The organism is Treponema denticola (genome assembly GCF_024400535.1).
GTDB lineage: Bacteria > Spirochaetota > Spirochaetia > Treponematales > Treponemataceae > Treponema_B > Treponema_B denticola_C.
The window spans coordinates 2,051,789-2,065,310 of sequence record NZ_CP038800.1 but is presented as its reverse complement, the minus strand read 5'-3'; the positions used below and the strand labels follow the sequence as shown (position 1 = coordinate 2,065,310).

The 13,522-nt window shown below is 38.2% G+C and carries 9 protein-coding genes and 2 pseudogenes; 5 read left to right on the top strand and 6 right to left on the bottom strand.

Annotated elements, in window-relative coordinates; genetic code table 11:
- Positions 1–33: 33 nt before the first annotated feature.
- The 4 genes from argF to E4N78_RS09740 all read right to left on the bottom strand — a co-directional run bounded on the left by argF (position 34) and on the right by E4N78_RS09740 (position 6,260).
- The gene (gene argF / locus E4N78_RS09755; protein ID WP_255810363.1) at positions 34–1,050 is read right to left on the bottom strand and encodes an ornithine carbamoyltransferase; all 1,017 of its coding nucleotides are present in this window, start codon (positions 1,048–1,050) and stop codon (positions 34–36) included.
- A gap of 107 nt (positions 1,051–1,157) precedes the next feature.
- Positions 1,158–2,003 carry a YitT family protein gene (locus E4N78_RS09750; protein WP_002670316.1) on the bottom strand — a complete coding sequence of 282 codons (846 nt, stop codon included), beginning with the start codon at positions 2,001–2,003 and terminating at the stop codon, positions 1,158–1,160.
- 73 nt (positions 2,004–2,076) lie between these two features.
- Complete coding sequence (locus E4N78_RS09745) at positions 2,077–3,423, bottom strand: MATE family efflux transporter (protein ID WP_255810362.1); 1,347 nt, start codon at positions 3,421–3,423, stop codon at positions 2,077–2,079.
- Between the two features lie 26 nt (positions 3,424–3,449).
- Positions 3,450–6,260 carry a CHASE2 domain-containing protein gene (locus tag E4N78_RS09740; RefSeq protein ID WP_255810361.1) on the bottom strand — a complete coding sequence of 937 codons (2,811 nt, stop codon included), beginning with the start codon at positions 6,258–6,260 and terminating at the stop codon, positions 3,450–3,452.
- A 168-nt stretch (positions 6,261–6,428) separates the two neighbouring features.
- Here E4N78_RS09740 and E4N78_RS09735 point away from each other — a divergent pair, with 168 nt between their 5' ends.
- The 4 genes from E4N78_RS09735 to E4N78_RS09720 all read left to right on the top strand — a co-directional run bounded on the left by E4N78_RS09735 (position 6,429) and on the right by E4N78_RS09720 (position 10,658).
- Complete coding sequence (locus E4N78_RS09735) at positions 6,429–7,622, top strand: acetate/propionate family kinase (RefSeq protein WP_255810360.1); 1,194 nt, start codon at positions 6,429–6,431, stop codon at positions 7,620–7,622.
- A 61-nt stretch (positions 7,623–7,683) separates the two neighbouring features.
- Entirely contained in the window at positions 7,684–9,429 is a 1,746-nt protein-coding gene (locus E4N78_RS09730) for a S1C family serine protease (RefSeq protein ID WP_255810359.1), read from the top strand.
- Positions 9,430–9,445: 16 nt separating this feature from the next.
- Positions 9,446–10,063, top strand: a complete 618-nt coding sequence (locus E4N78_RS09725; protein WP_255810358.1) for a hypothetical protein — start codon at positions 9,446–9,448, stop codon at positions 10,061–10,063.
- Positions 10,053–10,658 (top strand): hypothetical protein, encoded by a 606-nt coding sequence (locus tag E4N78_RS09720; RefSeq protein WP_255810357.1) that lies wholly within the window; start codon positions 10,053–10,055, stop codon positions 10,656–10,658. Before E4N78_RS09725 ends, E4N78_RS09720 begins: the two co-directional genes overlap by 11 nt.
- Before the next feature lie 89 nt (positions 10,659–10,747).
- Here E4N78_RS09720 and E4N78_RS09715 read toward each other — a convergent pair whose 3' ends face one another.
- Positions 10,748–11,014, bottom strand: a complete 267-nt coding sequence (locus E4N78_RS09715) for a co-chaperone GroES (protein ID WP_255810356.1) — start codon at positions 11,012–11,014, stop codon at positions 10,748–10,750.
- Positions 11,015–11,354: 340 nt separating this feature from the next.
- On the opposite strand from E4N78_RS09715, the pseudogene E4N78_RS09710 reads away from it, so the two are divergent.
- A pseudogene (locus E4N78_RS09710) lies at positions 11,355–12,216 on the top strand (sigma-70 family RNA polymerase sigma factor).
- An 83-nt stretch (positions 12,217–12,299) separates the two neighbouring features.
- Here E4N78_RS09710 and E4N78_RS09705 read toward each other — a convergent pair.
- Positions 12,300–13,491: pseudogene (locus tag E4N78_RS09705) on the bottom strand (THUMP domain-containing class I SAM-dependent RNA methyltransferase).
- Between the last annotated feature and the right edge of the window lie 31 nt (positions 13,492–13,522).

Genomic DNA, 13,522 nt, shown 5'->3' with positions numbered 1-13,522 from the left:
GAAAGAGTCTCAGGTTAGCAAATATAAAAAAGATTAGCACATTGTGGCATACATAACAGCCTTGATTGTATGCATGCGGTTTTCGGCTTCATCAAAAACAACGGATTTATGAGATTCAAAAACCTCGTTTGTAACTTCCATTTCGGGAAGGCCGAACTTTTTGTGAATCTCCTGACCCTTAGTTGTCTTTAGGTCATGGAAGGAGGGGAGGCAGTGCAAGAAGATTGCATCCTTGTCTGCATTGTCCATAGCAGCCTTGTTTACCTGATAGGGCTTTAAGAGCTTAATGCGTTCTTCCCATACGCTGTCGGGTTCTCCCATAGATACCCAAATGTCGGTATAAAGAACATGAGCTCCCTTTGTGCCTTCGTTTACATTTTCGGTAAGGGTTACGCTTCCTCCTGTTTGGGCTGCGATTTTCTTTGCTTCGGCTACCAAGTCTTCAGTGGGGAAGAGGTGCTTGGGCGAACATGCTGTAAAGTGCATTCCCATTTTTACGCAGGCTATCATGAGGGAGTTGGCTACGTTGTTTCGTGCATCTCCCATGTATGTAAATTTAAGTCCTTTCAAATAGCCGAATTTTTCTTCGATTGTAAGAAGGTCTGCAAGCATTTGAGTCGGGTGGAAAAGGTCGGTTAATCCGTTCCATACGGGAACACCGGAATATTCGGCCAATGTTTCTACAAGCTCTTGGCTAAAGCCTCGGTACTCGATGCCGTCATACATTCTTCCTAAAACACGGGCTGTGTCTTCGATAGATTCTTTATGTCCCATCTGTGAAGAATTGGGATCAAGGTAGGTAACGCCCATTCCAAGGTCATAACCTGCAACTTCAAAAGAGCATCGTGTTCTTGTAGAGGTTTTTCCAAAAAGAAGAACGATGTTTTTTCCTTCTAGGTATCTGTGAGGAATTCCGGCCCTTTTCATGTCTTTAAAATTTTTTGAAAGGTCAAGTAAATAGCGGATTTCGTCTGTAGTAAAATCCAACAATTTTAGAAAGCTTCTTCCGCGCAAGTTTTTTGCGCTCTTTCCTCGAATTTCTTTAAGCATAGTTTTAACTCCTTAAGATGCTATTGATGAATGGGAACAATATATCAGCTTTTTCAAAAATAATCCAGTACCTTTTAAAATTGTATTTTTCTTGTTTTAAGCTGAGCTTATTCGCCTATCCTTCTCCAATGCCAGCCGAATACGGAGTGGGCGTTTGTTACAACCATAAAGGCTTTAGGGTCGTTTGCGGCAAGATAGCTTTTTAACTTTACAAAGTCCCTGCGGCTCATAACGGTTTGAATAACCGAGCGTTCGGCTCTTGTGTAAGCCCCCGTTGCCTTATATACGTTTGCAGAACGGCCTAGTTCCACCATAAATCGGCAAAGTTCATCGGGCTTATCCGTATTTATAACGCAGTATTTACTCATGTTAAGGCCGTCGATTGTAGAGTCGATTACGAGTCCGTTTATGATTACACCCACTAAGGAAAACAAGGCTATTTCCGGGCCGTAAGCAAAGCCCGCAAAAACTGTAATGGTAAAGTCCGTAATTAAGCAGCCCTTTCCCAAGTCTAGGCCGAAATACTTTTGCAGAATCATTGCAAAGATATCGCTTCCTCCGGTTGATGCATACTGATTTAAAACTATGCCTACGCCTCCCCCGTAAAGGATGACGGCAATTACCAGCTGTAAGAATTTGTCGTTTACAATCGGCCCCTGCAATGGAACAAAGATTTCTAAAAGCCATACCGCTCCTGAAAGCCCAAGGCTCGCACAAACCGTTTTAAGACCGAATTTGTTTCCGATGATTAAAAAGCCGAGAGCAAACAGAAAAATGTTTACTACAACAAGTAAGGCTCCTGTAGAAAGCGGAAGGTATTTTGATAATACCAAGGCCATTCCTGTAGCCCCGCCCAAGGATAATTTTGAAGGCAGCAAGAAAAAATGAATACCTGATGCTATCATCAAAACTCCGCAAACAATGTAAAAAAAACTTAATAATTTTTCTTTCATTTTTTTTCCCTTATAAAAAAATAGAATATATTTGAATTTGAAAAAGCAAACAATTACAATTTATATCATTTGCTTATTTTTTTAAGTTAAGAATTTTGGCCGTCTTTTTTTTCCATTTTCCTGAACAATAGTAAAAGAGTGTTAAAAGAAAGCCTGCTGCTGATCCAACCGAAACGGCAAGCCAGATCCCATCCGAGCCTAAATATCGAGACAGAACAGCTGCTGCCGGTACTCTAAACACCCACATAGCCAATAATGTTGAAATCATCGGAAAAACAGTTTCTCCCGCTCCTCGTATAACTCCGTTTAGAGTAAATGTTATTGTATTAAAAAAATATGCAGGTGCAACTATTATTAAGTATCTTGCGCCCAATTCGATTACTTCCGGATTATTTACAAAAAGAAACATAACTGCTTTACCGAAGATAACTATTGCCGTAGTAGCCGTAATTGTAATTCCGAGTCCTAAAAATAATGAAGCCCGCAAACCTTTTTTTACTCTGTCTAATCTTCCGGCTCCTATGTTTTGGCCTGTAAAGGATGAAAGGGCAACGCCTATATTTAGAGCAGGCATTACAATAAAGCCGTCAAGTTTACCTGCAGCCGAATAGGCTGCTGCCGTTTGTGTACCGAAGGTATTTACAATCGAAAGGAGGGCCATAAAACCTCCTCCGACTAAGGCTTGCTGTATTCCTGATGGAAAGCCCATTTTGACGGACTGAATACAAATAGTTTTATCGAATTTTAATTTAAAAAAGTTTACTCTGAAATCCTTATATTTTATTCGACAATAAAATATAAGCCAAAAACAAGAAATAAATTGGGCTATTATGGTTGCTATTGCAGCTCCCGCAATACCCCATTTGAATACTATTACAAAAAGACAGTCAAGACCTATATTTATTATTGTAGAGATGATTAGGGCATAAAGGGGTGTCATTGAATCCCCAAATCCTCTCAGCATTGCAGTAAAGGCATTATATATAAATAAAAAAATAATTCCGGTAAAAATGAGTCTTAAATAGATAAGGGCTTCCTCAAAGACATCGGAAGGCGTGTTCATTATTTTTAAGATATAAGGCGCAAAAACAATGCCTATAGCCGTAGTGATAAGCCCTGCCCAAAATAGTATTAATATACTTGTTTGAATTACCTTACTTATTTCTTCTTCTTTTTTTGCTCCGACAAATTGAGCTATTAAAATATTACAAGCCATAGTAAAACCTATGACAAGGGATATAAAAATAAACCATACAGGGAAAGAAATACCTACGGCAGCAAGAGCATGATCGCCTATGCTTTTTCCGACTACAATACTGTCAACAACATTATATAACTGCTGAAAGATATTACCTAATAGCATCGGTAAGGAAAAAAGAGTTATTTGCTTTAGCTCATTTCCTTGAGTTAAGTTTTTCATATTATTGTCCTTATAAATTAAGAGATTTATTTACTTGTCATGTTTACAATATCGCTGTGTGTTGCCGCCGTTTCAGCGTCTGCAAGAAGCATCTTCATTCTTTCAACATACATCTTTGAAGGCTCGTCATCGGGAGAGACTTCCAAACACTTGTTAAAAAAATTAAGGGCTTTTTGATATTCTCTTTGGCGGTAAAAATCTATTGCGTTTTCAAATATGCCTACGAGCTGTACCATTTCCGCAGAGGCTTCGGATTTGACTGCCATAACATTGTAAAGCTGAACAGGGGTATTGATACCCACAACCCTTACGCGGTCGAGGCGGCGGCCAAGGAAGGCATCATTTGTTTCGTTCCATGTAGATTCGGAAGCTAAAATCCATGTGCCGTATTTTTTGTTTACACCTTCAAGACGGGCTGCAAGGTTTACGTCATTTCCCATAATTGTGTAGTTCATTTTTTTTTCGGTGCCCATGTTTCCGACAACCATTTCGCCGGTATTTATTCCTATGCGTGTAAAGATGGGCATGGGAATGTCGCCCGCATCATAAAGCTGTTTATTGAGTTCGGCTTCAGCCTGTTTCATTCTGATGGCCGCAAGACAGGCCCTGTAAGCATGGTCGGGCAAATCCATCGGTGCTCCAAAAAAAGAAACGATGGCGTCTCCTATGTATTTGTCAATCGTGCCTTTTGCTTGTAGAATTAAATCGCTCATTTGTGTGAGGTATACGTTTAAAACCGAAACCAAGTGTTCGGGCGTAATTTTTTCCGAAAGGGTGGAAAAAGATTTTATATCGGTAAACAGAGCCGTAATTCTTTTTTGTTCTCCTCCGAGAGTGAGCTTGTCGGGGTCGGCAATAATTTCATTTACAACATCGTCCGAAAGATAAACACCGAAGGCCTTTCTTAAAAAGCCCTTTTCTTTTTCGCTGAAAATAAAGTTTAGTAAGAGGATAACTATAAAACTTATGACCACCGTTATAACCGGAAGAAATAGCTGTAAGTATATTTTCCCGAATACGAATAAAAGAATTCCTATAGAAAGAGTTAAGCTCAATAAAACGATTCCAAGAAAAACCTTTATAAATCCTCTTTCTATCTTTTTCATCATAAAGGCTGTAAATATTGCTATTACAAAGGCAAGTATTATTGAAACCCATTTTGGAAGAGGTCTTATAAAGTCCTCATTCATAATCGTGTTATAAATATTGGCATGGGTACCTACATTGGGATAAGATTTCCAAAAAGGGTTTACACCTAAATCGGAGGTGCCTACGCCGCTGTATCCTATAATTGCAAAGGCGTTGCTGCAAAAGCCGTTTATATAGTTAATGTGTTCCGAATAGTTTTTATATTCTTCTTTTGCATTTTTAAAAAGTTCGGTAACATAGGCATCTATATCGTCATATTGGTTTGAGCCGCTCTGTTCTTTTATTTTTGCAAAGAGGCTGTGTATTTCTTTATCGAAGTTCCCGCTTAAAAATTTGCTGTAATTATCAAAAAAGGAACTGCGTGCCGCAAAGTAATCTTTAAAATCCTGCTTGTTCTTATTTAGAAGTTCTTTTTTCCATTGATCAAGCCTTGAGTATTCACTTTCTAAAGAACTAACCGCATTGTGATAAGAAAGGTAGCCTTCTGCAGTTCTTATTTGCAAATCTTTTATGGCTTCTAAAAGTGAAATTAAGTTTTTTTCTATAATGTCGGCGTAGGTTAGGGCATAAACCGATAAGCTTTTAAAGCTGCCGTTTTCCGGATTTTCAGTGTCGGCAAATCGTTTTTTTAGCCAGTTTATTAAAAGATTTCCGTCATCATCCAGAGGAATTATAAGGTCCTTTCTTTTTTCCAAATCGGACGGGTTCTTGGCATTTTTTAAAATCAGCTTTCTTCCCGACCGGATAATTTTTTCGGGTTCAAGGATATTAAGGATTGGAGTAAAAACAAGCTGTCCTATATATCTTCCTTCATATTCGGTTAAAAGAGAAATGCGGCGGCGTACCCCGTCCTCGTCTATAACCACATTCGGAAAACCTGCTCCCCTTGCATACTGTAGTATGGGCATAATCGCCGGAGCCATTCCGTATTCTTCATTTGCGGCTTTGCGGTTTGCTAAGGTTTCCTTTTTAAAAAGACCTGTTTTATCTTCTACATTGGTAAACAAAAAATTATTATAGGCAAAGTCTTTTAGTTCCTTTGTTTCGCCTCCTATGTTTATATTTACTGCGTTTATAGTTAAAAAAGCATTTTCAAAAAAGCCTACTGCAGCTCCCATGTAGGCATCGTTATCTCTAAAAACATTTTGTTTAATTGAATCGGAAAGTTCGTCAATTTTTGATTCAAAATACTCGGACATATCCTTTCCAACAGTTTTTACTTCAGAAAGCGGAATGTTTTTGCTTGCTACTGCATCCGAAAATTCTTTTATATATTCTCCGAATTCCTGCCGCACGGCTGCATATTCTTTCGGCAGATCATGTTCTACATAGGTATTATTTGCACCCGCCCTTCCTGCAGACAGGTACTCAATATCGAAAACCGCCGCCTTTCCGCCTGCTTCCTTTAGGCGGATTAAAACATCGGCTAAAACATCCCTTGACCATGGCCAAGAGCCGACTTGTTCTATAGAAAAGTCATCGACATTTAAAAGAAGAATTTCGCTTTTTTCTTTGATTTCAGGTTTAAGTTTTAGCATGGCATCGTAGGCTTGGTTTTCTATATTTCTTCCCAATTTAATAAAACTAAAGGCTGTAAAAATTAAAAAGACAACTATCGCTATTATAAAATTAAGATTTTTTTGTAAAAATTCTACAAATGCAGATTTATTTTTTCCTTTTTCGACCATAAATTTCTCCCGAGCTGTTTATCATATTTCCATTGCTTACATAAAAACCGTAAGTTCCATTATAATCTAAAAATTATTAAAAAACAAGCCTTTATATCGATAGACTTTTCTTATATTTTAGGGTATTATACCAAGTAAGATTACTTCACATTTTTAAGGAGATATATAATGAAGATATTGGTTATCAACTGCGGAAGCTCTTCTTTAAAGTATCAGTTAATTGATATGGCTAATGAAGATGTTTTGGTAAAAGGCCTTGTCGAAAGAATCGGTATTGAAGGTTCACGCATTAAGCACGAAAAAAAAGGAATGGATGCCGTTTTAATTGAAGAAAAAATGAATGACCACAAAAAAGCCATTCAGCTTGTTTTGGAAGCTCTCATCGATAAAAATCACGGTGTTGTAAAATCCATGGATGAGATTACGGCTGTAGGTCACAGGGTAGTTCACGGCGGAGAAGAATTTAATAAGTCGGTTCTTTTGGATGACAGGGTAATGGCCGGTATCAAAGAATGTATCGATCTTGCTCCCTTACACAACCCTGCAAATATCATGGGAATTGAGGCTTGTAAGGCTCTTATGCCGAAAACTCCGATGGTTGCGGTTTTTGATACGGCCTTCCATCAAACAATGCCGGCAGAAAACTATATCTATGCTCTTCCCTACGAGTATTACGAAAAATATAAGATACGCCGCTACGGTTTCCACGGAACATCGCACCGCTTTGTTTCGGAAAAAGCCTCCGAAACCCTCAAAAATAATTCGGCCGATTTTAAGGTTATTACCTGCCACTTAGGAAACGGTTCCAGCTTGGCCGCTATCAAGGGCGGAAAATGTGTAGATACCTCGATGGGACTTACCCCCCTTGAAGGTTTAGTTATGGGAACCCGCTCAGGAGACCTAGACCCTGCAATTCTTCCCTTTATTATGAACAAGGAAAAACTTTCAGCCGATGATATGAGCAATGTTTTAAATAAAAAATCCGGCGTTTTGGGTATTTCGGGTGTAAGCAGCGACTTTCGTGATATTGAAACCGCTGCAAAAGAAGGAAATAAGAGGGCTCAGCTTGCCTTAGATGTATTCTGCAACAGAGTTAGAAAGTACATAGCTTCCTATGCCGCCCAGCTCGGCGGAGTGGATGCTCTGGTATTTACAGCCGGCATAGGTGAAAACTCTATCGAGCTTAGAGAAAAAATCTGTCACGGTTTGGAATTCCTCGGTGTTGAACTCGATTCCGAAAAAAACAAGGTAAGAGGAAAACTTACCGATGCAAGCAAGGCCTCATCAAAGGTCAAGGTTCTTATTATTCCTACAAATGAAGAGCTTATGATTGCTAAAGATACGATGGCTTTGGTAAAATAAAGCTTAAGCAAAAATAGACTATAGGTTTTATCCTGTAGTCTATTTTATTTTGGAGGTTCAGATGAAAAATAAAATTATAAGCATCTTCTTTTTTTTATTTTGTTTAACTATTTTTGCAGACATAAGGGATGCTGTATGTATTGTAAGACCCAATTATGAGGAAAAAATTTTACAATTTATGGATGATGCTGCTGATGAAATTTCCAAGGCCGGTTATAGCGATATTGCCGAACTTTTCGAAAATGCTAAAGAAGGTGTTTTCGGTTCAGGATTTTTTATCCAGGGACAAAATAAAAAAATCTATGTACTGACCAACTATCATGTTGCGGCCTATGCTTCATCTCTTTCTCTTGAAATTGAAAATATTGACGGTGCAAAGATTAAAATAGAAAATTGCCCTGTTGTAGCAATAGATGAAGAATTGGATCTTGCCATAGCTGAAGTAAACGATAAAAGGGTAAAGTCTTTTTTAAATTTTGCAGCTAAACTTCCCTCCGATGGAGCTGATGTTTGGTCTGCCGGTTATCCGGGGCTTGGAGGAAAACCGCTTTGGCAGCTTGGGAAGGGAACCGTTACCAATTCAAAAGCAAGGCTTAGTAATATTGTTGATCCTAAAAAATCTTTTTTTATTCAGCATTCCGCCCCGATAGATTCGGGGAATTCTGGAGGCCCTCTTTTAATAAAATCTCCGAATTCTCCCGAAGGATACGAAGTTATAGGCATAAATTCGGCTAAGGCTGTTTTTAGACAGTCTACAAATTTTGCAATTCCTGTTACATCAATTAAAAATTTTATTGATGTACGGCTTTTTGGGGGCAGAGAAAAGGCAGAAAACAATCTAAAACTGGCCTTAGATGAATTTACAGAAGCCTGTAAGAATTTTAAGATTGATAAAGAAGAACAAAAAAATGAAGAAATTCTAAAAAGGCTTAGAAAAATTGCAATGTATATTTCCGAAGACTATGCCGTAAATGAGGGCTTGGATGCTTACAAGACAGCTTTGCGAAAGGCGCCCAGACTTTTTAGGACTGAGATTCTGGCTGCTTCAATCCTTGGAAACCCTATAAACGGAATTAGAACAGCTCTTGCTTATGAAATATATACCTCTATAAAGCCTGAAGAAAATTCATATAGATCTGAAACAAGCATAGATCTTAAAGCTTTAAAAAATACCGGCAAAAATTATGAATTTGTGCTTTATGATGAGGCTTTAAAGTCTAAATTTTTTACCGTTTGGAAAAATAAGCATAATTTTTGGCAAATTGAAGCTTCCAATTTAAACGGTTCGCCCGAAAAAAAATCTGAAAAAACGGCCAAAAAAGAAAAACAAAAGACAGGTTCATCTTTTATTTCCATTGAAGAGATTCCGGTAAAAATGAGAATATACGCATCCTATACCGGTTTAAAAAAGGGTACTGGCTGGGCATCAGGCTTCTCCTTAGGATATCTTTATAGTTTTAAATATGTAGAAATAGGTTTTTCCGGAATCATCGAGAAACCTAGGACTTTGCCGAGTTTTTCATTTAGTAATCCGCCTAAAATCGGCATCGGGCTAGGGCCTGAATTACGGCTTCAGCTGCCACTTAACATTACTGATGTTGTATATCTTGCCCCTCAACTTTTTATGGGAGGCGGTCTATTTATGCCTCCCTTTGACCCGTTTGTTCAATATGGCGGGGGAATTGAGATTGTACCGGTAAATTTTACATCAATATCATTCGGTCTTGAGTGTCTTGTCAGGTCATATTTTAAAGAAATAAAAGAAACAAATGTAGGAATTCGCGCAAGTATTTCATTGCGTATATAATAATAGGAGATTAATTATGGAATTAAAAAAGAATTCTATCAAGGTTGGGGCATGGCTTATATGTCTGATAGGCTTATCAGTGCTCCTTAATTCATGCCTTTTTTTGGCTTTTTCAGGAAGTGGTGTATCTGAAGGAGAGGCGGGCATAAACGGTGAACAGGTCAAACTAAAGGAAATGATAAATTCCGATAAGGAGTGCCTGGTATACGGCTATCTGGATGTGGGCGGCTTTCATACATATGCTCAAATGGACACTTCAAAAGAGCCTATGTTTGTTTTGCCTAAATCTTTTGGAGGCGGAGTTTTTTGTTTTCCCCCAATGGACAAGGGCTTGAGTTTTCAGCTTTTAGAAATGAATTATAGTAACTGGTTTACTAAAACAACTACAACTTTTACACCGGGACTCAGCAAAACAGGTAATATAACATTTACTACTAAGAAAACGGGGCTACAGTTTATCGGGGCTTATGACTTTATAATTAACGGTTCTGCAGCCTCTCTTTCTCTTTATCCCCGAGGAGAACAATCAAAATATGAGCTAAAATGCTTAAATAAAATGAAGAGTAAGTTTAAAAAGACTAAGTGGGAAGCTCTTATTGATAAAAGAATACAGGAGATTGAAAATGAAAAATAGAAAATACCTTTTATTATTTCTTATTGCATTTGTAAATATTGCAGTATTTGCTGCAGATAAAAAACCTCCAAAACCGCCTGCAAAAAGTGAGGTTGTTGTTGTTTTTGCTCTAAAGATTAAGCCTGAGCCTAATACTGACTTCTTTTCAAATTATAGGTATGCTTTTTCCTTTTCTTCGAGGCTTGAAACAAAGGATTCTAGTGATATGACGGATAGAATAACGATTAAAGCTTCAAATCGTAGGATGCCTCTTTTGGGTTTAATTGATGAAGATGCTAAAAAAGTTGAATTTGCTATGGTAAAACTGCCTTTTGCTTACGGCCAGCGGTATATCAATATTGAGGCTTTACAATATCATTTTGCAGGTACTGAACCTCTTAGAATAAGCATTCCCTTAAATGGAAAGCTTGAAGTTCCTGAAGGTGTAAAATATGTCTATATCGGAGATTTTGAATGCAAGTGTGCTCTTCCGTTTTATGATATAACCGATGTCAAAAAAATTGATAATTTTGATGCAGCTGCTAAGGCTGTAAAGGAAATTTATGGAAAAGATGCAGAGCTTGAAAGACTTCCGTTAATTCCGATTGAAAAATAATAAAGCTCTTGTAAACAAAAAAAAGGCGGGTGTTTTAAAGCCCCGCCTTTTCTAATCAGCTTTTATCTGTAAGATAAAAACGCTAAACCTTATTCTACAACAGCAACCAAATCATTTGACTTTAAAATCAAATGATCTACACCGTCGATTTGAATTTGAGTCCCGGAATATTTGTCGTGAATAACTTTTTGTCCGACAGAAACCTTAATCTTTTCTTTGTCGTCGCCTACAGCTATAACAACACCTCTTTGTGTTTTTTCTTGAGCTGTGTCGGGAATGATGATTCCGCCGGCAGTTTTTGTTTCTACGGCATCCGGTTTTACTAAAACTCTGTCTCCTAAGGGTTTAACTTTCATCAAAAGACCTCCTGAATAAATTAAAAGAACACAAAAAAGGTCTGTTTGTGCCTTTTTGGCACTCTTTTTTGTGTTTTACCTCGGGTTGTGTCATTTCAATACATTACCCCGATTACATTGAAAATATAAGCAAAAAATACCAAAAAGGCAATAGGTTCATGTTATTTTCGGTGCCGAATGTTAAATTCTCTAAGTCTATATTCAATATAGACTTATGTAATTTCTGATAATTTTTTTCACTTTATTAAGCTGTTTTCTTCTTTTTTTAATGGTTGGCATGTTTTTTGCTGGTATAACTAGGAAGCTAAAAAGCTTTCAGTCTTATACAAGGAGTTGAATTATGTATAACAGAAATAAACCTAATTATGAAGCAGAAACAAACTCATTGGCTACATATTTAAAAGAAATAAACAAAATACCGCTTTTAACTGCGGATGAAGAAATAAAATATGCTAAACTTGCAGAAAAAGGGGATGAATATGCCAAAAATATGTTGGTAAATTCTAACCTCCGCTTTGTTGTAAATGTTGCAAAAAAATATCAAAATCAGGGGCTTCCCCTCATGGATCTTATAAGTGAGGGCAATATAGGCTTGATGAATGCCGCTGAAAGATTCGATGTTTCAAAGGGGTATAAGTTTATTTCTTATGCTGTTTGGTGGATTAAACAAGCTATTTTAAAGGCTATTTGCGAAAAATCAAGGATGATACGCCTTCCATTAAACAGGGCAAATGAGCTTGTACAAATTGAAAAGGCAAAAAGAGAAATAGATTTTTCCGGAAATGAAACTCAAGAGTTAAATGAAATTGCAGGTATTTTAAATATGAATAATGACATGGTTCATACTATTATGAATGCAGCTAGAGATCCTATTTCCATAGACGCTCCCGTTTTTGATGAACCCGGAAGCTCCAGTGTAAACGACTTTTTACAGGACGAAACTCATCAAATGCCTGAAGACTATGCTGTAGACATGAGTCTCAGAGATGAGGTAAGCGAGTTGCTTAAAAATCTCGATGAAAGGGAGGCGGAAATTATACGGTACCGCTTCGGCCTAGGCGGATATGCCCAGCTTTCTTTAAAAGAAGTCGGCCTTATCTTTAACCTCACAAAAAGAAAGAATACGCCAAATCGAAAAAAAGGCCTTGCAGCAGCTTAAAAAGCCTGCCGAAAAACAAAAACTTGCCGTTTACGTTGCGTAAACGATTTATATAAAAATTAGTTCCATGCGATTAACTTAGGGCTGCTGAAAAGCAGCCCTTTTTTTGTAAGCTAAATCGGATTTTTACTCCATAATGTACAAGACGGTTTCCATGTTGCCGCCTCGCAGGCTGTGTTTTTTTAAGACGGCATTCTTATTTTGCTTACAGAATATTTTTTCGAATTCTTTTTTGCTTGTGATAAAGCCGAGTTTCCAGTCCGGAAAATGCTGAGGTATTTTGGCCATCCGCTTATAAAGCTCAAAGGCTTCTTCTTCGCTTCCGAGTCTTTTCGCCGTAGGGCGGATTCGATAAAAGGATGCCGCTTTCGTATGGGGCTTCCAGTTCCGAAAAGTCCGATTGAATAAAGTCGGGACGTTCTATGTGATGGGTAATGCCTGCTGCATGAAGTTCCCTTCCTGCGATGATGCAGGCCCTTTCGGCATTGGCCTTTGAAAGAGAAACGGCTTCTTCCGAAATATCTGAGCCCGTTATCCTTGCAAGACAGTCGGTACGTACCTCCGAGGCGGCTCTTTCTTTTTCTTCCTTTAAGACGGCTTCTATTTTTCCTTTTTCAAAACAAATGAAGTTTTCAAAGGCAAAGTGACGGGCAATCCCGGGCGGAATATTATAGGCATACCAAGCGGCTTCAATCGGAATAGTCCCGGAGCCGCAAAAAGCATCGTGGAGGGGAATTTTTCTTTTCCATTGCATTAGCTGAATTAAGACGGCTGCCAAGGTTTCCCTCATAGGGGCGGCTCCTCCGCTTAAACGGTAGCCCCTTCTATAAAGAGGTTCCCCGGATAAGTCCAGACAGACATAGACATTGTTGTTTTCTATATAAATGCGGATCATAAAACGGGTTCCGGTTTCTGGCAGGGAATGCATATTCCATTTTTTGCACAGCTTGTCGCAGACAGCCTTGTGGACGATGGATTGAACGGCATGTTCCGAAGAAAGCTTGGACTTATAGGTACGCACCTTGTCGATTGTAATTCGGGCATCTCGCGGAAAATAGTTGTGCCAGTCTATCGAAAAGACCAAATCAAAAAGGTCATCAAAATTTTCGGCCTTTGCGGTATTTATAAGCATAAAAACCCTGTCGGCTGTGCGTAAAAAATAATTTGCCTTAAAAAAAGCTAAAATAGGTTCGGCTTCGGCTGAAGTAAAAAATACCCTTCCGGGTAACCTATTGTAAGGTTTAAAACCTAAAAGTTTTAGTTCCCTTGTAAGTACAGGTTCTGCACCTACGGCGCATAGTGCAATAAAATCATTCATAAGTGTTTTGCAGTATAGCATTTTTTTAAAA

What these genes read in the sequence shown, in the direction of transcription:
- E4N78_RS09735 (WP_255810360.1), top strand. Translation starts at nt 6,429, where the DNA reads ATGAAGATATTGGTTATCAACTGCGGAAGCTCTTCTTTAAAGTATCAG.
- E4N78_RS09725 (WP_255810358.1), top strand. Translation starts at nt 9,446, where the DNA reads ATGGAATTAAAAAAGAATTCTATCAAGGTTGGGGCATGGCTTATATGT.
- E4N78_RS09750 (WP_002670316.1), bottom strand. Translation starts at nt 2,003, where the DNA reads ATGAAAGAAAAATTATTAAGTTTTTTTTACATTGTTTGCGGAGTTTTG.
- E4N78_RS09720 (WP_255810357.1), top strand. Translation starts at nt 10,053, where the DNA reads ATGAAAAATAGAAAATACCTTTTATTATTTCTTATTGCATTTGTAAAT.
- E4N78_RS09730 (WP_255810359.1), top strand. Translation starts at nt 7,684, where the DNA reads ATGAAAAATAAAATTATAAGCATCTTCTTTTTTTTATTTTGTTTAACT.
- E4N78_RS09740 (WP_255810361.1), bottom strand. Translation starts at nt 6,260, where the DNA reads ATGGTCGAAAAAGGAAAAAATAAATCTGCATTTGTAGAATTTTTACAA.
- E4N78_RS09745 (WP_255810362.1), bottom strand. Translation starts at nt 3,423, where the DNA reads ATGAAAAACTTAACTCAAGGAAATGAGCTAAAGCAAATAACTCTTTTT.
- E4N78_RS09715 (WP_255810356.1), bottom strand. Translation starts at nt 11,014, where the DNA reads ATGAAAGTTAAACCCTTAGGAGACAGAGTTTTAGTAAAACCGGATGCC.
- argF (WP_255810363.1), bottom strand. Translation starts at nt 1,050, where the DNA reads ATGCTTAAAGAAATTCGAGGAAAGAGCGCAAAAAACTTGCGCGGAAGA.